The organism is Vreelandella neptunia, from assembly GCF_034479615.1.
GTDB classification, from domain to species: Bacteria; Pseudomonadota; Gammaproteobacteria; order Pseudomonadales; family Halomonadaceae; genus Vreelandella; species Vreelandella neptunia.
In genome coordinates this window covers 27,480-46,904 of record NZ_CP140255.1, presented here as the reverse complement: position 1 = coordinate 46,904, position 19,425 = coordinate 27,480, and the positions used below count along the sequence as shown (strand labels likewise).

Annotated in this window: 19 protein-coding genes; 4 read left to right on the top strand and 15 right to left on the bottom strand. The window is 52.9% G+C overall.

The features are described 5' to 3' along the window. Positions 1-37: 37 nt before the first annotated feature. The 14 genes from SR894_RS00245 to SR894_RS00180 form a co-directional block, all read right to left on the bottom strand. A complete protein-coding gene (locus tag SR894_RS00245; RefSeq protein WP_133733445.1) occupies positions 38-910 on the bottom strand; it encodes a CheR family methyltransferase in 873 nt (290 codons plus the stop codon). Next, on the bottom strand, positions 907-3,057 hold the full coding sequence (locus tag SR894_RS00240) for a methyl-accepting chemotaxis protein (protein WP_133733444.1): 2,151 nt from the start codon (positions 3,055-3,057) through the stop codon (positions 907-909). Before SR894_RS00240 ends, SR894_RS00245 begins: the two co-directional genes overlap by 4 nt. Positions 3,058-3,116: 59 nt before the next feature. Further along, a complete protein-coding gene (locus SR894_RS00235; RefSeq protein WP_246638308.1) occupies positions 3,117-4,388 on the bottom strand; it encodes a methyl-accepting chemotaxis protein in 1,272 nt (423 codons plus the stop codon). Between the two features lie 132 nt (positions 4,389-4,520). Beyond that, positions 4,521-5,018, bottom strand: coding sequence for a chemotaxis protein CheW (gene cheW / locus SR894_RS00230; RefSeq protein WP_071694952.1), 498 nt, complete (start codon positions 5,016-5,018; stop codon positions 4,521-4,523). After that, positions 5,015-7,108, bottom strand: a complete 2,094-nt coding sequence (gene cheA / locus SR894_RS00225; RefSeq protein ID WP_133733443.1) for a chemotaxis protein CheA — start codon at positions 7,106-7,108, stop codon at positions 5,015-5,017. Before cheA ends, cheW begins: the two co-directional genes overlap by 4 nt. 42 nt (positions 7,109-7,150) lie before the next feature. Next, positions 7,151-8,098, bottom strand: a complete 948-nt coding sequence (gene motB / locus SR894_RS00220) for a flagellar motor protein MotB (protein WP_133733442.1) — start codon at positions 8,096-8,098, stop codon at positions 7,151-7,153. After that, on the bottom strand, positions 8,095-8,964 hold the full coding sequence (gene motA, locus SR894_RS00215; protein ID WP_133733478.1) for a flagellar motor stator protein MotA: 870 nt from the start codon (positions 8,962-8,964) through the stop codon (positions 8,095-8,097). Before motA ends, motB begins: the two co-directional genes overlap by 4 nt. A 254-nt stretch (positions 8,965-9,218) precedes the next feature. Beyond that, positions 9,219-9,761, bottom strand: coding sequence for a flagellar transcriptional regulator FlhC (gene flhC, locus SR894_RS00210; protein ID WP_133733441.1), 543 nt, complete (start codon positions 9,759-9,761; stop codon positions 9,219-9,221). Beyond that, on the bottom strand, positions 9,758-10,090 hold the full coding sequence (gene flhD, locus SR894_RS00205; RefSeq protein WP_133733440.1) for a flagellar transcriptional regulator FlhD: 333 nt from the start codon (positions 10,088-10,090) through the stop codon (positions 9,758-9,760). Before flhD ends, flhC begins: the two co-directional genes overlap by 4 nt. A 107-nt stretch (positions 10,091-10,197) precedes the next feature. Further along, positions 10,198-10,491: an EscU/YscU/HrcU family type III secretion system export apparatus switch protein gene (locus SR894_RS00200; RefSeq protein WP_133733439.1), complete on the bottom strand. Its 294-nt coding sequence runs from the start codon at positions 10,489-10,491 to the stop codon at positions 10,198-10,200. Beyond that, entirely contained in the window at positions 10,475-11,839 is a 1,365-nt protein-coding gene (gene fliK, locus SR894_RS00195; RefSeq protein ID WP_166650431.1) for a flagellar hook-length control protein FliK, read from the bottom strand. Before fliK ends, SR894_RS00200 begins: the two co-directional genes overlap by 17 nt. Further along, positions 11,836-12,237, bottom strand: a complete 402-nt coding sequence (gene fliT, locus SR894_RS00190; protein ID WP_133733438.1) for a flagellar protein FliT — start codon at positions 12,235-12,237, stop codon at positions 11,836-11,838. The genes fliK and fliT overlap by 4 nt, the downstream gene beginning before the upstream one ends. 7 nt (positions 12,238-12,244) lie before the next feature. Further along, the gene (gene fliS / locus SR894_RS00185) at positions 12,245-12,661 is read right to left on the bottom strand and encodes a flagellar export chaperone FliS (RefSeq protein ID WP_133733437.1); all 417 of its coding nucleotides are present in this window, start codon (positions 12,659-12,661) and stop codon (positions 12,245-12,247) included. A gap of 213 nt (positions 12,662-12,874) precedes the next feature. Continuing rightward, complete coding sequence (locus SR894_RS00180) at positions 12,875-14,563, bottom strand: HD domain-containing phosphohydrolase (protein WP_133733436.1); 1,689 nt, start codon at positions 14,561-14,563, stop codon at positions 12,875-12,877. 330 nt (positions 14,564-14,893) lie between these two features. Between SR894_RS00180 and SR894_RS00175 the strand changes: the two genes are divergently transcribed. Further along, the gene (locus SR894_RS00175) at positions 14,894-15,259 is read left to right on the top strand and encodes a flagellar protein FlaG (protein ID WP_133733435.1); all 366 of its coding nucleotides are present in this window, start codon (positions 14,894-14,896) and stop codon (positions 15,257-15,259) included. Between the two features lie 17 nt (positions 15,260-15,276). On the opposite strand, the gene fliE is transcribed toward SR894_RS00175, so the two are convergent. After that, a complete protein-coding gene (fliE, locus tag SR894_RS00170) occupies positions 15,277-15,609 on the bottom strand; it encodes a flagellar hook-basal body complex protein FliE (RefSeq protein WP_133733434.1) in 333 nt (110 codons plus the stop codon). Positions 15,610-15,864: 255 nt separating this feature from the next. On the opposite strand from fliE, the gene fliF reads away from it, so the two are divergent. The 3 genes from fliF to SR894_RS00155 are packed head-to-tail and all read left to right on the top strand — an operon-like array spanning position 15,865 to position 19,421. Next, on the top strand, positions 15,865-17,655 hold the full coding sequence (gene fliF, locus SR894_RS00165) for a flagellar basal-body MS-ring/collar protein FliF (RefSeq protein WP_223289163.1): 1,791 nt from the start codon (positions 15,865-15,867) through the stop codon (positions 17,653-17,655). After that, positions 17,648-18,655: a flagellar motor switch protein FliG gene (fliG, locus tag SR894_RS00160; protein WP_223289162.1), complete on the top strand. Its 1,008-nt coding sequence runs from the start codon at positions 17,648-17,650 to the stop codon at positions 18,653-18,655. The genes fliF and fliG overlap by 8 nt, the downstream gene beginning before the upstream one ends. Beyond that, positions 18,648-19,421, top strand: coding sequence for a flagellar assembly protein FliH (locus SR894_RS00155; RefSeq protein ID WP_133733432.1), 774 nt, complete (start codon positions 18,648-18,650; stop codon positions 19,419-19,421). Before fliG ends, SR894_RS00155 begins: the two co-directional genes overlap by 8 nt. Positions 19,422-19,425 lie beyond the last annotated feature (4 nt).

Genomic DNA, 19,425 nt, shown 5'->3' with positions numbered 1-19,425 from the left:
ACAGCGCCTAAAGCGATTATAAAGACACGATAATTGTTCATTTTTTGGCCACGGTATAAACGGTCTGGCCACGCAGTTTGAACGCATCACTTATATACGAGAAGTTTTCTGAGTGGCCTGCAAATAGCAAACCATCGGGCTTCATCAGTGGCGCAAACCGTTTAAGAATTTTTGATTGAGTATCTTTATCAAAATAAATCATGATATTTCGGCAGAACACCGCATCAAAAGGGCCTTTAATTGGCCATTGCGGCGCCAGCAAGTTAAGTGGCAGAAACTCCACCAGTGCGGATACCTCTGGGCGTACCCGTGCAAAGCCCGCATGGTTACCGGTGCCTTTCTGAAAAAAGCGTTTGACCCGCGCTTCATCGAGCTTGCGCACCTGCTCCAAGGGATAAACACCAGCGCGGGCCCTAGCCAACGCATCGGTATCGATGTCCGTTGCGATCACTTTGGCCTGCGCCGCTTTAGCGCCTAGCGTTTCCAACAACGTCATCGCCAGCGAGTAGGGCTCTTCCCCGGTGGAAGCTGCCGAACACCAAATAGTGACCGGATCTTGCTTGTTCTTTATGTGCTCAGCCAGCAGCGGAAAATGGTGCGCTTCACGAAAAAAGGCCGTGAGGTTGGTGGTCAGCGCGTTCGTGAACGCCTCCCACTCTTTGGCCTCTGGCTGGCGCTCCAGGCGCACCAAATAGTCGGTAAAGCGCGTCATACCATGGTGACGTAGACGCTTGGCTAAGCGGCTATAGACCATTTCACGCTTATGCTCAGCCAGTACGATACCCGCGCGCTGATAGATCAGCTCGCGAATACGCGTAAAATCCGCATCTGTCAGTACCAGATCCCTTTCAATCTGACTGCTTGATGTCCACTGACCAGCGTCTAAAGCCCGTTCACGTTGTTCGGTCAAAACTCTTCCCACTCCTCTACTGAGGCTGTTTGCCGTTTAACGGGCGAGTTATTCGACGGCGCTGTGCTAGGCAGCTGAGCCGCGTGCTTGGGTGCTGTCACTGCCGGCGGGCGTAGCGCCCCCTGGCTGTTTAATCGAAATGCTTCCACCGATAGCGCTAATAGCCCTGCCTGTTTCTCTAGAGAAACTGCCGCTCGTGCGGTTTCCTGTACCCGCACCGCATTGCGCTGGGTGCCTTGATCCATCTCTGCTACTGCCTGATTAACCTGGGCAATGCCATGACTCTGCTCTTCAGAGGCGGCCGATATCTCGTGCATAATCTGCGTCACACTGCGCGCAGCTTCTGCCACTTCGCTAATCGCGACTTCAGCTTTAGTCACCAAACTAGCCCCAGCGCTAACTTCTCGGTTAGAGCCATCAATCAGGCCACGAATTTCTTGAGCGGCGCCAGCGCTGCGGCCAGCTAGGTTACGCACTTCTTCAGCTACAACGGCAAACCCCCGCCCATGCTCCCCTGCCCGAGCCGCTTCTACCGATGCATTCAGCGCCAGAATATTGGTCTGAAAGGCGATTGAGTCGATCACATTGATAATATCGGTCATCTGCTGGGAGCTTTGAGTAATCCGCTGCATATTGTCGACCAGCTGTGTCATCAACTCGCCGGTATTCGTCACCTGAATAGCATTGTTATCGGCTAGACGACGGGCTTCTTGAGCGTTTTCGCTGTTTTGTCGAACGGTAGCGGTCATTTCTTCCATGCTGGAAGCGGTTTGCTGCAAAGAGGCCGCCTGTTGCTCGGTTCGCGACGATAGCTCTTCGTTACCACTTGCGATGTCCCGGGCCGCCGGGGTAACGACGTCAATGCCACTTTTTACGTCGCCAATGATACTACTGAGGCTTTTACGCATGGTGTTCAGCGAGTCCATTAGCTGGCCCACTTCATCGCGTCGCATGGCGGGCACTTTAGCCGCCAAATTGCCGCCGGCAATTTGCAGCGTAAAACCTGCGGCACTTTTTAGTGGTCTAGTAATCGCCCGCAAGGTGACCAAGCCGATCACAATAAGTAGCAGCAAGCCAATCCCAAGGACGATGGCCTGCGCGCCCAGCATTGTGGTTTGACCTTGCTGAGCTTCATTGGCCATGATTTCAGCAGCCTGCTGTTTCTGACCAATAAGTTGATTCACCATGCCTGAAAGGAAGCGACCCTCCTCGGTCATCACGCTAATAACCGCATCAAGGCCGGTAAAGGCTTGATACGCCTCTTCTGCCTGAAGAACACTGGCGGCTTGGCCCATACCATTCTGCAAGAACACCTGCAGCTGCTGATCAAACTCGGCGGCAAGCTCGGTCATATTAACCTCCCGCGAGTAGTACTCTTGCCATGCAGCAGCGACCTCTGCAGCATTAGCAGCAATACTTTCACCCACTTCAAAGCGCTGCTCAATCAGCTCCATACGCTCCGGCTGAATGATCGCTTGGCGAGATTCAGCAATGGTTTGATCAATTTGCTGCAGGCGAATAACATCAAGCAGCCCATCATTATTCAGATGCTCCAAACGCTCGCCCGCCAAATTCAAACCATACAAGCCTAAGCCGCCGCTAATTAACAGCAACAGTCCTGCCACGATAATCATGCCGACTAACTTGGCGCGTATGGTATCGAGGCGCACTCGAGCTAAACGCTTAACCACCCCTTTCTGGCGTAACCGACCTTTATCTAAGTAAAGTCGTTTATTGCGGCCTTCACGTATTTCAGTGTACGCCTGCTCTGCCTGCGCAATGGCTTTCCGGCTTGCCTGCACGCGCACCGAGGTGTAGCCAACTACCTTCCCATCTTCGACAATCGGCGTCACACTGGCGTTTACCCAGTAGTGGTCGCCATTTTTGCAGCGATTTTTGACCAGCCCGCGCCACGTTTCACCCGCTTTAACGGTTTGCCAAAGGTTTTCAAAAGCCGCTGGTGGCATATCCGGGTGGCGTATCAGGTTATGCGGCGCACCTATCAACTCTGCGTGCTCAAAGCCGCTAATATCGATAAACGCTGGGTTAGCATAGGTGATGCGCCCCTTGGTATCGGTACGCGAGACTAAGAAATCGTCCTCTTTTAGTTCAATTTCGCGCTGAGTGACTGGCTGGTTATTACGCATGATTTGCCTTTTTTAGTGTTTTATTTTTAAAAGAGAGCTTGCCCGCCCTGCCAAGCAAATTAAAACGACGCCCACTCATCTACCTCTTCCGCTTGCTGCTTGTGCCGCGTAGGAAGGCTTGGCGCTACCGAAGGCATAAGAGTCCGTGATACTGGGGTGCGATGGGCAAACGCTTCAGTGACACGAAAGCGCTCCACAGCCTCACGTAAACGAGCCGCTTCACTTTCAAGCTCATTCGCACTACGCGCGGCCTGCTGAACCAACTGAGCATTTTGTTGCACGACCTGATCCATTTGCGCCACGGCCTGGTTCACTTGGCCAATGCCGCTACTCTGCTGCTCAGAAGCGGCGGCGATCTCATCCATAATATCGCTGACGCGCTGAACAGCACTCACCAGATCCTGCATCGTTTGACCGGCCTGGTTGACGCGCTGTGTGCCGGTATCAACCTTGCTGAGCGATGCGTCGATCAGCGTGCGAATCTCTTTGGCGGCAGCGGCACTGCGACTGGCTAAGCTGCGTACTTCCTGTGCCACCACGGCGAACCCCCTACCATGCTCACCAGCACGCGCCGCTTCCACCGAGGCATTTAACGCCAGGATATTGGTCTGAAACGCAATATTATCGATCACGGTAATAATATCAGCGACCTGATGAGAACTTGCGCTGATATCCTGCATGGTACTGACGATCTGGCCTACCTCTTCGCCACTACGGCGGGCCGTCAGGGTCGCGCTTCCGGCCAGCTGGCTGGCTTGACGGGCATTTTCAGCGTTATGGCCCACCGTGGAGGCTAGCTGCTCCATGCTGGAAGCCGTTTCTTCTAATGAAGTCGCCTGCTGCTCGGTGCGTGAAGAGAGGTCGTTATTACCACTGGCAATTTGCTGTGAGCGCTCATAAATTGATGTACCGCTGGTACGCACGGTGCCTACTGTTTGAGAAAGTGAGCCCTGCATATGTGCCATGGCGCTATAAAGCCGTCCTATCTCATTGTTTCCCGGCGAGGTGATAGTCTGGCTTAGATCGCCCTGCGCCATACGCTCAAAATGGCCCACCAAGCGGTCTAGCGGTCGCAACACATTGGCCGTTACCCCCCAGATAACCACGATAACCGTAGCAACTGTCATGATCACAACGCCGAGTAGCGCCCAGCGAATCGTTGCGGCAAAAGCGCTAAAAGCAGCCTGTTGCGCCTGTACATCGTCAGATGCCTGTACGATTGCCGCGCCATGATGCAGGGCATAAAGGCCGATACCACTGGCAATTAAGACAAGTACCGACAGCGTCGCTAAGACTAAGCCCCAACTTAAACGCACCGTCATATTATTCATTAATTGCCGCATTTGCTGTGTCACGCCCTTTTCTCCACGCACAACCTGCACTCGCAGGCGCTTTCCGTAGCACGAGAATGCATCATTAGGTAGAACCGATTCGGCACGCTCCCTGTGCCATGCGTTTTAGTCTTAGTGGTTGCTGGTACTTTCCACTAGTGCCATCTCGTCGCTGGTGAGCAACTTATCGATATCCACAAGTACCAGCATGCGATCATCCAGACTACCCAAACCACTCAGGAAATCAGACGACAGCGTGACACCGAATTCGGGCGCTGGCTTGATCTGGTCAGGGGTCAGCGTCATCACGTCGGAAACGCCGTCCACTACGATGCCGACCACACGGTCTGCAACATTGACCACGATCACCACCGTTTGGCCACCGTATTCGACTTTATCAAAGTGAAACTTAATGCGCAGATCGACAATCGGCACAATGACGCCGCGTAGATTGGTGACCCCTTTGATAAAGTCAGGTGCATTGGCAATTCGGGTTACATTTTCGTAGCCACGAATTTCCTGCACTTTCAAAATATCAATGGCGTACTCCTCATCGCCTAATGAGAACACCAGGAATTCGCGGTTTTCGGCTTCTGCGGCTAGTACCGCACCACTGTTGGCTTGACTCATGACGGCTCAGCCTCCTTAAAAGATGATAGGTTTTGATTGTTTACTACTTTTTTGCCTGCCTCTTTTTTGTATCGGCTCAGGCGGTGTAAACCAGTAATGTCCAGAATCAACGCAACGCTACCGTCGCCTAAAATGGTCGCGGCCGAGATCCCTGGTACTTTGCGGTAATTGTCTTCCAGATTTTTGACCACAACCTGCTGCTGTCCGATCAACTCATCGACCAACATGGCGTAACGGCGGCCTTCGCCCTGCACAATGACAGCGATGCTTTTGGTCGGGTCAGTAATCGCGTTCTCAACGTTAAGCACTTCGTGAATGGCTATCACGGGCAGATACTCGTCGCGTACTTTGATCACCACGTCGTCACCGGCCATGGCATACATATCGTCTTTAGCGGGCTGAAGCGACTCAAGTACCGTGGAAAGCGGTAAAATAAACGTCTCGCCGCCGACTTTAATCGACATACCGTCCAAGATAGCCAGCGTAAGCGGTAATACGATACGGGTGTTGGTGCCCTCTCCTAGCTTCGACTGAATTTCTACCCGACCGCCCATGCTCTGAATATTCCGCTTCACCACATCCATGCCCACGCCACGACCGGATACATCGGTTACTTCTTTAGCGGTTGAGAAACCGGGGGCAAAAATGAGCTGGAAGACCTCTTCATCGGACATGGTGTCAGATACGTTAAGGCCATTTTCCCGCGCTTTGGCAAGTAGGCGATCACGATCCATACCGGCGCCATCATCGCGCACTTCAATCAGAATATTACCGCCCTGATGACGCGCCGATAGAGTTAGTTTCCCAATGCGAGGCTTACCAATGGCTTCGCGGACATCAGGCATCTCTACGCCATGATCAAGGCTATTACGCACCAAGTGCGTTAACGGGTCGGTGATCCGTTCCACCAAGCTCTTATCCAGCTCGGTCGATTTGCCTTCGGTAATTAGTTCGATCTCTTTGCCCAGCTTACCGGCAGTATCGCGCACAACCCGGGGGAAGCGGCTGAACACAAACTCCATGGGGATCATTCGTATCGACATGACCGCTTCTTGGAGATCGCGGGCGTTACGCTGCAGCAGGCTCATTCCATTTTGCAATGAGGCATTGCCAACTGATTGATCTTCCAAGTCGCTTACTGTTTGGTCAAGCATCGACTGAGTAATGATCAGCTCACCCACCAAGTTGATGATTTGGTCGACTTTATCTACAGATACGCGGATAGACGACGACTCGGCGGCGGCTTTTTTGGGTTTCTCTTTGGCAGCAGCCTTTGCCGGGTTCGCCTTAGCGGCCGTGCTTTCGGCAGGCGCTTGTGGCATAGGGGCAGCAGGCGCTGAAGCTACTGGCTCCGGCGCAGCAGGGGCTGGCTCCTCTGCCACCCCCTCGACGGTCGTAATCTCAATCTGATCAGGTTCGATAATAAAGCACATGACCGCTTCAATATCGTCAGCGCTGTCGCTGCTTTTAAGGATCACCTCGTAGCGCTTTGCATCACCGGACTGGGATTGCACCTCGCCGAGCTGCTCTAGCTCTTCAACCAGTAAGATGCGGTCTTTATCTTCAACGTTCAGCAGCGCCACTAACAGGTGACTATTCGCAACCTTCTCTTGGCTACTTTTTGCTTCTGCGCCGTTTTCACTTGGGGCAGGAGAAGCCTTGGGCTCAGCAGCTGGCGTAGCCGGCCCATCTAACTGTTGACCGATTTCATCCAGGGCAATTTGTTGCAGCGTTTGGCAAATGCGCTCAAATGCCTCTTGATTAGGCTCCTCTTCGCTGCGGTAGGCATCGAGTTGCTCATGCATGATGTCTTTAGCCTCTAAAAAGGTATCCACGAGGTCGGCTCGCAGCGTCAGTTCGCCTTTACGTGCGTAATCGAGGAGGTTTTCCAAAATATGCGTGGTTTTCTGTAGCACGGTAAAACCAAAGGTACCCGCTCCCCCCTTGATCGAGTGGGCGGCACGGAAAATAGCATTGAGCTGCTCACTGTCTGGATCATCAACATCCAGTTCCAATAAATGCTGTTCCATATCCGACAGCAGCTCTTCAGCCTCTTCAAAAAAGGTGTCAAAAAAATCCGCTATATCCATACACCGCTCCACCTTAACGTCGTATTTTATGACAGGCTCAGGTCACTCTTGCGGTTGCACCTGAGGCTCGTCTTGTTGTGTTGATTCAATTGGCGCTTCGGTTGAAGCTTCCAGCGCCTCGATTGAAGCTTCGGGCGATGCAGCTCCCGATTCCATTACAGTAGGGTTGCGAATCGCATCAGCAATCTCAGGAAAGAGCACCACCAGCTCTATGCGTCGGTTGATAGGGTCAGTAGGTTCAGTCTCAGGTAACAACACCCGATCCGCAAAGCCCGAGACGCGTAGCAATTGACCTGGGTCAAAGCCACCCGCAATAAGCTCGCGACGCGACGCGTTAGCGCGGTCATTGGAAAGCTCCCAGTTACTATAGCCGCGATAGCCGCCCGCATAGGGAACGCTATCGGTATGCCCACTGATACTTAGCTCATTGGGAAGCTCGTTTAACAGCGGTGCAATAGTGCGTAACAGGCTACGCATATAAGGAGCGACTTGGTCGCTGCCTAACTCAAACATGGGTCGCTGGTCGGTATCGAGTAGCTGTATACGCAGACCTTCGCGAGTTAGGTCAAAACGCATCTGATTACGCAACTGGCGTAGCTCAGGATCTCGTTCAATAGCCCGCTCAATACGCTCTTGCAAGTCTCTGAAAAAGTTTCGCTCCTGCATGCTTGGACGAGTGCGCTGTAAGCTATCAATACGCGCCCGCTCCCCCTCGCTATGGGTGGGGTCTGGTCCGCCGCCAGGAATCGCGCTGGTGCTGCCAGAACGATCACCACCGGTTATCGCCGTTAACAGGGGAGTGCTAAAGTACTCTGCTACCCCCCTGCGCGTCTCTTCGCTGGAAACGCTCAAAAGCCATAGCACCAAAAAAAAGGCCATCAGAGCAGTCATAAAATCCGCTAGGGCAATTTTCCAGGCGCCACCGTGATGGGCATGGACGACCTTTTTGCGCCGAATGACAATCGGACGCTTGTCACCACCCTTACTCATGCGCTACCGGCCTTTTTTGCATCCCTTACATAGTCTTCAAGCTCCGTAAAACTGGGGCGCTCGGCGGCAAACAGTGCTTTGCGACCAAATTCAACGGCCAACTGCGGCGCATAACCGTGCAAGCTAGCGAGAAGCGTAATACGAATACACTGGAGCATCTTTTCGGCTTCTTTAGCCTGCCGCTCGATGTAACTTGCCAGCGGACTGACAAAGCCATAGCCAAGCAAGATACCCAGGAAGGTTCCCACCAGCGCTTGCCCGATCATAACGCCCATCTGGGCTGGCGTGGCGTCAGCATAGGTGAGTGTTTTAACAACCCCCATCACTGCCGCCACAATACCGAAGGCGGGCATGGCATCGCCGACTTTGGCAATGGCATCAATGGGCACATGGGCCTCCTGCTCAAAGACCTCAATTTCATGTAACATCAGCTCATCAATTTCCATTGGCTCCATACCGCCGCTTACCATTAAGCGCAGATAATCTGTTAGGAAATTCATGATATGCGGATCGACCAGCACCGTAGGGTGCTCTTGGAACAGTGGGCTTTCTTGCGGATTATCAATATCCCGCTCAATGCCTAACATCCCCTCACGGCGAATTTTTGACAGCAGCTTGAACTGTAGTGCCATTAACTCCATGTAAAGTGCTTTGTCATATTTTTTGGCACGCTTGAGCCGGGGCAGAATTTTAAATGTCGCTTTAATCGCCTTGCCGTTGTTCGCTGCGACAAACGCACCAACACCAGCGCCACCAATGATAAGCAGTTCAAGGGGTTGATACAGAGGACCTAATTTGCCACCTGCAAGAACATAGCCACCAAACACAGACAGCAATACGATTACATAGCCTAGAGGTATCAGCACAAGCAGAGTCCTTGCGGTATTCAGTATTAATGTAAGGGAACCAAGACTTATCCATCTATTTTGATGTTTAAGAGATGTTCCATCCCAAGCAAAGCTTACGCCCAATCGTAATCGGGCTTAGCTGTTGTCTAATTAAAAAGCATCGCTGACTTTTGCTGCTATCTACGCCGATACGCTCATATTTTATGACTTAAGCACTCATCAATACGTTTATACCCTAATTCTTACTATTGGTGGCGAGATCGACGAGGTTGTTACATTTTTTCACTATTCTCTTGCTGTGACTTGCGTGTTTTACCCGCCCGTGAAGGTGGTTGACATATGCCACACACGTAGCTCTGGGCAGGGCTATGGGCATGCGCCACAAATTGCCCTTTGCAACGCGTACACTGATTAAGTTGAAGCAAATCGCTTTCGAAAAAGCGTATCAGTGTCCACGCACGGGTTAACCCGAGAACCGGCTCCACCTTTTCCAGCGACATTTGCTCGCCATAGAGCCGATATGCTTTTACAAAGGCATCGATTCGATCACAGCCTGCCGCCTCCTTCAGGCTTAAATAAATGTTGTAAAACAGCGACGAATGAACATTGGGAAGCCAAGTAATAAACCAGTCGGTGGAAAAAGGAAGCATCCCCTTAGGCGGCGACATTCCACGCACTTCCTTATACAGCTTGATCAAACGCGTGCGGCTTAACTCCGTTTCTGTTTCCAGCACCTGAAGGCGCGCACCAAGTTCAATCAATTCGATTGCCAACTGCACTTGGTGCATTTCATCGACCAAGCTCTTCTGGCTCACTTATCGCCTCCTGATGGCATTGGCTCGAATGTATCGCTTGCCAACAGCAGTGATGCATGAAGCCCTGCCAACCCCTGATCGCGAGGATTGTCCGTAAGCTGCCGAAGCCGCTCGGCACTCGTTTGGCTGAACCGGCACAACAATTGGCTGGTTCGCGCCAACTTTGTGAGTTGGCGAGCATTGAGCGTTACGATCAGCTCAGCAACATCGCTATCTATTTTTAAGCGAAACATAGCAGCCTCACGATCCTCATCAAGCAAGCGCTGCGCCAGAAGCAAATAAGCTAAATTAATTTCCTGAATTTCATCGAGAAAGTTGGTTTGACTCATGATGTCCCATTAAACGACTCAGGCGCGATAGTTGTGACCATTATACTGACGCCATTAATGACTTTTTATTACCTACCCTCATGGTTGCATACAACGTCTGTAAATGGCTACTCAGGCATTTCACGATGAGTTAGCCCTTCCTCTGACAGCTCGAACACCCACACCAGCAGTTCTGCGACAATTTGATAGAGACTTGCCGGAATTTCCGCATCCAGATCTAGCTGCATTAAAAGCGCTACCAGCTCGGGGGCATCGTGTACATAAATACCTTGGCGCTGAGCTTCCGCCATAATACGTTCGGCCAATTCACCATAGCCTTTCGCCACTACCTTCGGAGCACGGTCATTATCCTGGTAAGCCAGGGCAACAGCTTGACGGCGTCGTTCACCCGGCGTGGCCATGAGGCGCCTCCGCTTCGACATAACGCGCGCGCAGCTGCACTTTTTGTAAATCCAAGGCGCTCAGACGCTTCTCTAACGCTGGCAGTCCAGCGTCAATACGCTGATAAACGTGCGTGCTCTCGGTAGTAAAATCGATGCTTAACACATTTCTATACAGCCAAAGGGATGCATTAAACGCACCCAAGTTGGGAACCTCTAGCTGCATATCAGACCGCCAGCCGCCCTCCGGCTCGCCCTCTTGCTGCTTACCCTCAGCCCCTTCTTCACGAGTAGGCAGGTTAATGACCAAGGCCATAAATATCCCAGCCCATACATCGCCTTCCCAGCGAATCGTCGGCATCACCAGCATTTCAAGCTGCTGGCGCACCAGACTCTGCAAGCTTTCGTGAACGACCTCGCGAGTAGGCCGATTACCCATTAGCTCAGTGATTTCCCTCGCATGGCTTAACTCTCCCCTCACCTGTTGGCTATCACGCACCTCGCCAAGCGCCGGGGAAGTCTGGCCGGGGTTGGTCGACATCTGCGAAGCAGGGGGGGAGGCAACCGCCTGAACGGCGCTACCCGTCGAGCCAGTGGGTAGAAAATAGCCCGCGCCCGCCCCTCGAGCAGCTAGACCTTGTTCATGGCTAACAGGTATTAGCGGCATATTAGGCAGAATAGCCATCCCCCCTCGACCCAAGGGCGGCAATGCTAAAGGAGGTAGAACCATCCCTAATTGTGCAGGCGCCTGTGCGACTGGCGGCGCAGAAGACGATGTTGTTACAGCCAAAGGCGACGAAGCGGAGGGCGCCACGCCCAACCCTGTAGACAAAAGCGATCCAAGGGGGCGTGAACCCGACTGCATTTGCGGTTGATTCATTAGCTGCTGGCGAGTGCCTTCACCTTGAAACCAGCGCTTTAGATGCGACTCATAAAACAAACCACTATCTCGAATACTTGCCTCTAAGCGTGTTGCTACTGTACTTGCTGCTGGCGTTTCCTGACTGGTGATAAGAGGTGCTTCGGGCCGCATTACCGAGGGAGGGGCTGGAAAGCGCAGTAGCACGTCGGCGATGGTTCGTGCTGCAGGACTAAAATGGGTCTGTGTTGAACCTGTTGGCGAAGGCTGCGCCTCACCTCGTGGCAACGTTCGCCCCCCATCGAGAGGATGCGGTAAACGCTTCAGGTCGCCTAGCGGCGATGTCGATGCACGCCCATCAAGATTAGCATCTCCCATTACCGCACGAGGCCCCTCGCCCGGGGAAACGGGCTTCACAGGCTGACTCAATGCCCGCTGCAGCGACACCTCGCCTTGCCGCCCAAGCACTTGGTGCAAGAGCGTATCAATAAGAGGGGTAATACCACTCACGATGACCTCGTTGAATCAGCATCATCGGCTACCGGAGCCCCTTGCTGTGGTGCGTAGGCCCTATGCAAATCCCGTTGACGCTGGGATACCCCTATAAGCTTACCCAGTTCATCGCGACGCGCCACCAAACGACGCCTTATTTCCACATCGTGTTCAAGGATGCGCTCCAACAGCTCTGCCTTACGTTGCTGAGCGGCGGCATCAAGCACAACAGTGGTATCTAGCTCACGCAACTGATCCACCAGCATTACATAGCTGGTTCGCTGATCGATTAGCTCTGCCCACTGTTCGCCATTAGCCAGTTCGTGCATGTGCTCGACACGGCTCAATAGCGTTTCATAGTTAGTGAGCAGCGTGTATTGAGCATTTTTATCACGAGCGGATATAGGAGCTGACATTATTGCCTCACGCGCTCTGCTGTTGACCAATATCACGCCAGGCTGAGGCGATATCTTCGAGCAGGCGTTCGGCCTGATTTAAGCTCTCTTCATCGTTACGCAAATTTGCTGCCAACAACAGGCGAGCAATATAGTCATAAAGCGATGCTAAGCGCTCGGCGATCTCGCCGCCCTGCTCTTGATCAAGAGCGGCTACCAGACCGTTATTTACAATATCCAGCGCTTTCGATATTGACTTGCCTTTCTCGGCCGTATTACCTGCCTGGATATGAATACGTGCCGCACGGATAGCGGCCTGGGCGCCGTCAAATAGCATCACAATCAGCTGATGGGGGTCTGCCGACATCACTCCGCTTTCTACGCCAACACGCGCATAAGCATTAGCCCCCTGCCCATAAGCGGCGCCACCGCGAGAGTAAGTCATAAGCGGAACTCCTGTGCGTGGATTCTTGTTCGCCCTGAGATGGGAGAAACCACGAATATTAAAAGTTAAAAATAAACAACATCCGGTACTACTAGTACCTATCGGCGTGAGCTTGGGAGACTTTAACAATTGACAGCGCTTTTTTTAGACTATCAAATGATAACAAGAGGCGGCTTAACCTTTGCCAATACCTTAATTTAAGTGGGCGCACCTTCACGTAGACACGGCGATCTCACCGACGGCTCTTCCAAGCCGCTCAGAAATATTGTTGCGCACCACCGCGCCTATATTATCGCGCATGGGCGACTCTACCTTTGGTGCAAGCAACACCTCCGTAGGGTTCCCATTAGCATCGATACGCAACACCCAGCCTTGCTGTTGACTGGAAAAACGCGCCAGGGAGCCCACAGGCAGGCCTTTAAAGTGCTCGATGTAGCGCTTAATCCAGCGCATATCAAATTGGTGAGGGTGCTGTAATAAATGCCGATAAATTTGCTGTACGGTTTTAGCAGGTCGATCAGCGCGATCACGTCGCATCGCTTCGACAACATCGACAATAGCACTGGCCTTAGCCAATTCATTTAGATCGCTCCCACTCAAGCCGCCCGGATAACCACTACCATCCATACGCTCGTTTATGCCACCAACCACCGCTTGAACAACGCCCGGGGACAACCACTGGCAGCTTCGTAGGCGATCAAGCAGCAATTGAACATGCTCACTGATCGCCTTTCGATGACTCGCCTCAAAGTGCGGCGCCTTGAACAGCACCTGAGGCACTAACGCCTTACCTAAGTCGTGAATAAGGCCGCTGGCCACTATCGCCTTACGCAGCTCGCGGGGCATACTGGCACCCACAAAATCGAGCAAGTGAATGGCGACAGCAATTCCGTGGCGCACGATCAGCGGCTCAGGAGATAAGCAGCGAGAGGCGAATAACAGTGCTTCTCGATCTTCTTCGTGAAGATCCAATATGCGATCAGCATAGCGGGAGAGCTGGCGTCCATCGATATCGCTACCTTGCTGTAACGACAGCAGCTGCGCATCCAGATAGGCGGCCACTTTTACCAGCCGACGGGCCATGGGAGTAGCGTAGCGCTTGACATCACGTCGCCCAAGCAGCTCTCCCGCCCCTGATCGCTTGCTGGGCAGCGCAAACAGGGGCGAGGGCTGGCGCTCGCCCTGCTCCTCTTTTTTATAACGAGCCGCTTCACGCTCTATTTCACACACAAAATACCAAATTTGCCGCTCTTGCTCCGCACTACACTCAACGAAGCTGAAACCGACACGCAGCAGGTGGCGCCCAGCGTCGGTTTTTTGATGACGAGCCGCTCCAAGCACTTCAAAGTAGGTGCCATCAGGGAAGGTAAACGTTAACTTCAGAGGATTTGCCGCCTCCGCCAATAGGCCGCTAGCAGCCAATGGCAATTCAAGCTGGCAGCCATCCTGGGATAAATCCCGCAACTCACCCTCTACCTCGGCATCACCATCATGCAATCCTGCCTGCACCACCATCCCCATACGCAGCTCAGCGCGGAAGGATTCACGGCGCTGCAACACTTCCAGCGATGCAGGATAATCACTGCAACACAAAAAGCGCCCCCCAGTCTGGCGAGTCTCTGTCAATTGTAATAGCGGCGTTTGCACCACCTTCCCCTGCGCCTGCCCACGCAAGTAAAACTCAGCACCGCCCTGCAAGCGGTGAAGCAAATAATCAATAGAGGAAAGATCCATCACCAATGTTTGGCCTTGGTGCTGCTCCATCAATACAATCGGCTCTGGGCGTGCATTATCTGCGGCAAGGCAGAGCGAAACGCCGCCAGTTTCGATCAAGGTATTCAGCAGAGACTCGATCACTGTTGTACTTACTATTGTTTCAAACTCATCCTGCTGCGCCACCATTCTCGCCTCGCTTACTCTTATGCGTTAATTAGCTCACCGCAAAGTAGAGAAGCATATCAGATGCCAACCGCGTGTCGCATGCACAAAAAGACACCATTTTCATACTTATTAGGCAAGTCATAGCAAACAGAGTGATAAGGTCATATAGCCGATACTCCCAAGAACCAGAAAACACAACGTCACGCTGGCAAGCGTAAAGTTTTTTAGCTAACTGCCGATATTGGAATAGAAACGTTTATTGATAAGTAAAATTCCGAGCTATGGCTGCCGCTCCTGCTGTTGCACCACTAATTGGCCGCCAGAGCTGATCCTAGAGGAGGAACGTGCCCCATGAGTTCACTACCCACCGAAGCGACAACGCTACAGTCATCAGGCCTAGCCCACTTAAACCCTAGCCAACGACTCGAAAACACCCTAGCTCAGCTAGCAACAGCTAACACTCAAATTAAAAAAACAGACACTAATGAACAGGAAATATCAGCCGAAGAACTCGTCAAGCCCATTCAGAGAATTAACGAGACAATGCGGCCACGAGGCTTAGAGTTCGAGTTAAGCGAGGAAACGTCACGCGTGATTACGCGAGTCGTTGACAGAGAATCTGGCGACGTGATACGCCAGATCCCAGCAGAAGAAGTGCTCAAAATTGCCGAGCGACTTGAAGAAATGCAGGGTCGAATCATCTCAATTGAAGCTTAATGCGTGATATAGAAACCCTAAACTTGCATATTCATAACATCACGATATGCAGAAACCAGACGGTTGCGAACCTGAAGCCCCATTTGAAACGCAACGCTGGATTTCTGCATGTCAGCCATCACGTCATTAAGCTGCAAATTAGGATCCCCCGCCTGAAATGCCATTGCCTGACTGTTAGCCGTCTGCTGAAGCCGGTTAATGCGCTGAATCGAAGCCTGCAACTCACCGCCAAAACCACCGTGCCCAACAACAGCTGACGCCTGAGCACTGCTGAAGGACTGCGTGGAAGACGCCTGAGTCGCCATGCCTTGCATCTGCTGTAGCGCAGCCTGTATTGCGGGGGCACTCATATATTCACCTCAATTCGCAAAAAATATCTAATGAAAAAAGCCTAACACCAAAGCGCCACTCCTCATACGGACAATTGCGCATAAAAAACGAAGCTTATCGTTCCTTTATGCTCGACTAGTCACCGGATAATGGCTGTCATCACAATTCCGCCTCATCTTTTTGGCGGATAACCGCGATTGACGGATATAGCCTATGCCTTCTTTGGTGATGCGCCTGGGCCGACACCAGTTTTGCCTGCCCCTCTGGAGGGTCGCATGAGCGAAACCGGTGCAACGGCAGGCCGTCAAAATAGTACGAATCAAGCCGCTCCCCGCAGTGGAAATATCAATAGTGGAAGCACAGGTAGTGAAAACACCGAACGTAACACCAGCGGCTCAGCTGTTGAGCGTACGCTGAAACAGCTGCGTGGCAATCCGCTAGTTGCACTGCTTATCGCAGGTGCCGCCTCAATTGCTATTGTGGCGGCTCTCTTTATGTGGGCCAGCAGTCCTGAGTACCGCGTGCTTTACAGCAACTTAAGCGAAGCTGATGGTGGTAGCATCATTAGTGAGCTTGATACCCGCGGTGTCCCTTACCAGTTCAGCCAAAACGGCCAAGCGCTAATGGTGCCTAGCGACCAAGTCCACACGCTACGTTTACAGCTTGCTGAACAGGGCCTGCCCCGCGGTGGCAATCTTGGCCTGGAGCTGATGGATAGCCAAGCATTTGGAATTAGCCAGTTCGCTGAGCAGATTAATTATCAGCGGGGGCTGGAAGGCGAGCTTGCGCGTTCCATTGAATCGCTTGGGCCGGTTGAAAGTGTGAGGGTTCACCTATCCATGGCCAAGCCATCGGTATTTATTCGGGATCGCGAGCCCGCTAAGGCATCCGTTGTGCTGACCCTTTTACCTGGCCGCATTTTGGGCGAAGGTCAAGTCAGCGCGATCGTACATATGGTCTCGGGTAGCGTGCCTGAGCTAGCCGCTGAAGATGTCACGGTGGTTAATCAGGATGGCCGACTACTGTCTGCCGAAACGAGCAACGGCAATGACCTTGATGGTTCACAGCTTGAATATATTGTCGAAGTCGAACGCTCTTACCAGCAGCGAATTGAGCATATTCTAACGCCCATTCTGGGTCGCGATAACGTGCGCGCCCAGGTTGCAGCGCAAATCGACTTCTCTCGGCGCGAGCAGACCTCTGAACGCTACGGACCCAATCAGCCTCCCAACGAAGCAGCCGTTCGTAGCCGTCAGTTGAGCCTCACCTTTGACGGTGAAGACCCATTGGCCACCGGTATTCCAGGCGCGCTGAGCAACACGCCGCCGGGCACACTACCCTCCCCCATCAACCAGCCAGAAGGCGAGGAAGAGGAAGCCAACCAGCAAGAGGATCTGCCCCCTGAAGCGTTGCGCAACTTGCGTCAAGATGACGTGATCAACTATGAAGTTGATCGCAGTATTGAGCATGTCCAGCACCGCCTTGGCCAGATAGAGCGGCTATCCGCCGCAGTGGTTGTAAACTACCGCTCGGAAATGAACGATGAAGGCGAGTGGGTCGACGTTGCGCTTACCGATGAAGAAGTTGCTCAGATCGAGCGCCTGGTTCGTCAAGCCATGGGCTTCTCACAACTGCGCGGCGATGAAGTTGAAGTCGTTAACTCTCCCTTCGCGCGTAGTACTGAGGAAACCGCAGAGGTCGAGTGGTGGAAAGACCCCAGCGTTCTTTCACTTGCTGGCAAAGTGGGTCGCTACCTACTGGTGGCGCTAGCGATTCTATTGCTCTACTTGCTAATTTTACGCCCCTTAATTAAGCGCTATACCCAAACACCGGTTATGGCGACATCGGCGCCTGGCGGCACGCTGGCCGCCAGCGTAGGCGGCGAAGATGACGACGAAGAGAACGAAGAGTCAATAGGCGAGAGCGATGAGACCTACGCCAAACCGAAGCGTCGGCGTAAGACCTCACTCTATGAGCATAACCTCAATGACCTGCGTGAAATGGCTCAAGAAGACCCCCGCATGGTCGCGATGATCATTCGTAGCTGGATGCATGCCAATGAGTAGTTCAATTGCTGGAATGAGCGGGGCTCGCAAGAGCGCCATCTTATTGCTTGCACTCGATGAAGACAGTGCCGCCGAGGTGTTTAAGTACCTCGGAGCTAATGAAGTGCAAGAAATTAGTATGGAGATGGCTCGACTGAACCAGGTCTCCCATGACGACATGAAGGCCGTGCTCGAAGCATTCCATAAAGAGACCGAAGAGTTTGTAGCGCTTAACCTTAACTCCAGCGAGCACATTCGCTCAGTGCTGACCAAAGCGCTGGGCAGCGAACGCGCGTCGAGTCTAATTGAAGATATACTAGAGACCACTGGCAATAATTCAGGCATTGACGCGCTTAACCTCATGGAAGCCTCCATGGTGGCCGAACTCATTCGCGACGAGCATCCGCAAATTATCGCTACGATTCTAGTGCATCTGGATCGCCATCAAGCCTCCGATATCCTGGAGCTATTCGAGGAAAAACTGCGCAATGACGTAGTTCTTCGTATCGCTACTTTCAGCGGTGTTCAGCCCGCCGCACTGCAAGAGCTAACCGAAGTGCTCACCAGCATGCTGGACGGCCAGAACCTCAAGCGCAGCAAAATGGGCGGCGTAAGAACGGCTGCTGAGATCCTCAACCTGATGAACTCCTCCCAAGAGGAGACCGCTATCGAGACCGTGCGTGCGCACAGCGAAGATTTGGCTCAGAAAATTATCGATGAAATGTTCCTGTTCGAGAATCTGCTGGATCTCGACAACCGCGCTATTCAAATGGTTCTGCAAGAAGTCGATACCAACTCGTTGGTGGTAGCACTCAAAGGGGCTCAGGACGCCTTGGTGGACAAATTCCTGCGCAATATGTCACAGCGCGCTGCCGACTTGGTTCGCGAAGACATGGAAGCCCGCGGCCCAATCCGCGTCTCTCAGGTGGAAACCGAGCAAAAAGCCATTTTGCAGGTCGTAAGGCGTTTAGCTGATTCGGGTGAAATCGTCCTGGCAGGTGGAGACGACGAGTATGTCTAATACTCATTCGCCGAAATTTGATCGCCACGGGGATTGGCGTCGCTGGCAAATGGATGAGCTGGCAACCACGCAGAGTAACCACGCCCCTGAGGGCGAGGTGCCAACGGCTCACCAGCGTAAAGTACAGGCAGCACAAAAAGCGGCCGAGCTGGCACGCCAGCGTGAAGAGAGTGAACGCCAGGCACTTTATGAGCGTATTCGCCAGCAAGCCGAGAAAGAGGGCTATGACGCTGGCTTTGATCAGGGTCACAAAGAGGGGCTTGAAAAGGGTTTAGAGGAAGCTGCCGAACAGGCAAAAACTGAGTTAGAAGCACAAATCCGCAAGACGTTGGCGCCACTGGAAACTCTAGCCAAACAGTTTTCGGACGCGCTTGAACGCCTTGATGACACCATCGCCTACGACTTGGTCGAGTTAGCACTAGCCACTGGCAAACAGCTGGCTAGTGATGCCCTGCAGGAGGCACCTGAACAAATTTTGGCCATCGTCCGCGAGCTACTGCACACCGAGCCACCCTTGGTAGGCCAGCAGCGGCTTTGGCTCAACCCCGATGATCACGCTCTCGTAGAAGAGCACTTAGGCAATGAACTCAGGGCCGCCAACTGGAAGCTGCAGCCAGATGACCAGCTTGCCCGTGGCGGCTGCCGGGTAACCAGTGCCCAGGGTGAAATTGACGCTACCTTTGAAAGCCGCTGGCATGCCATCCAAACCCAATCGCGCAAACGTAGCCTCAACTCCCCACCTTCTTCTAATGCTCCTTCATCCTAGGCGG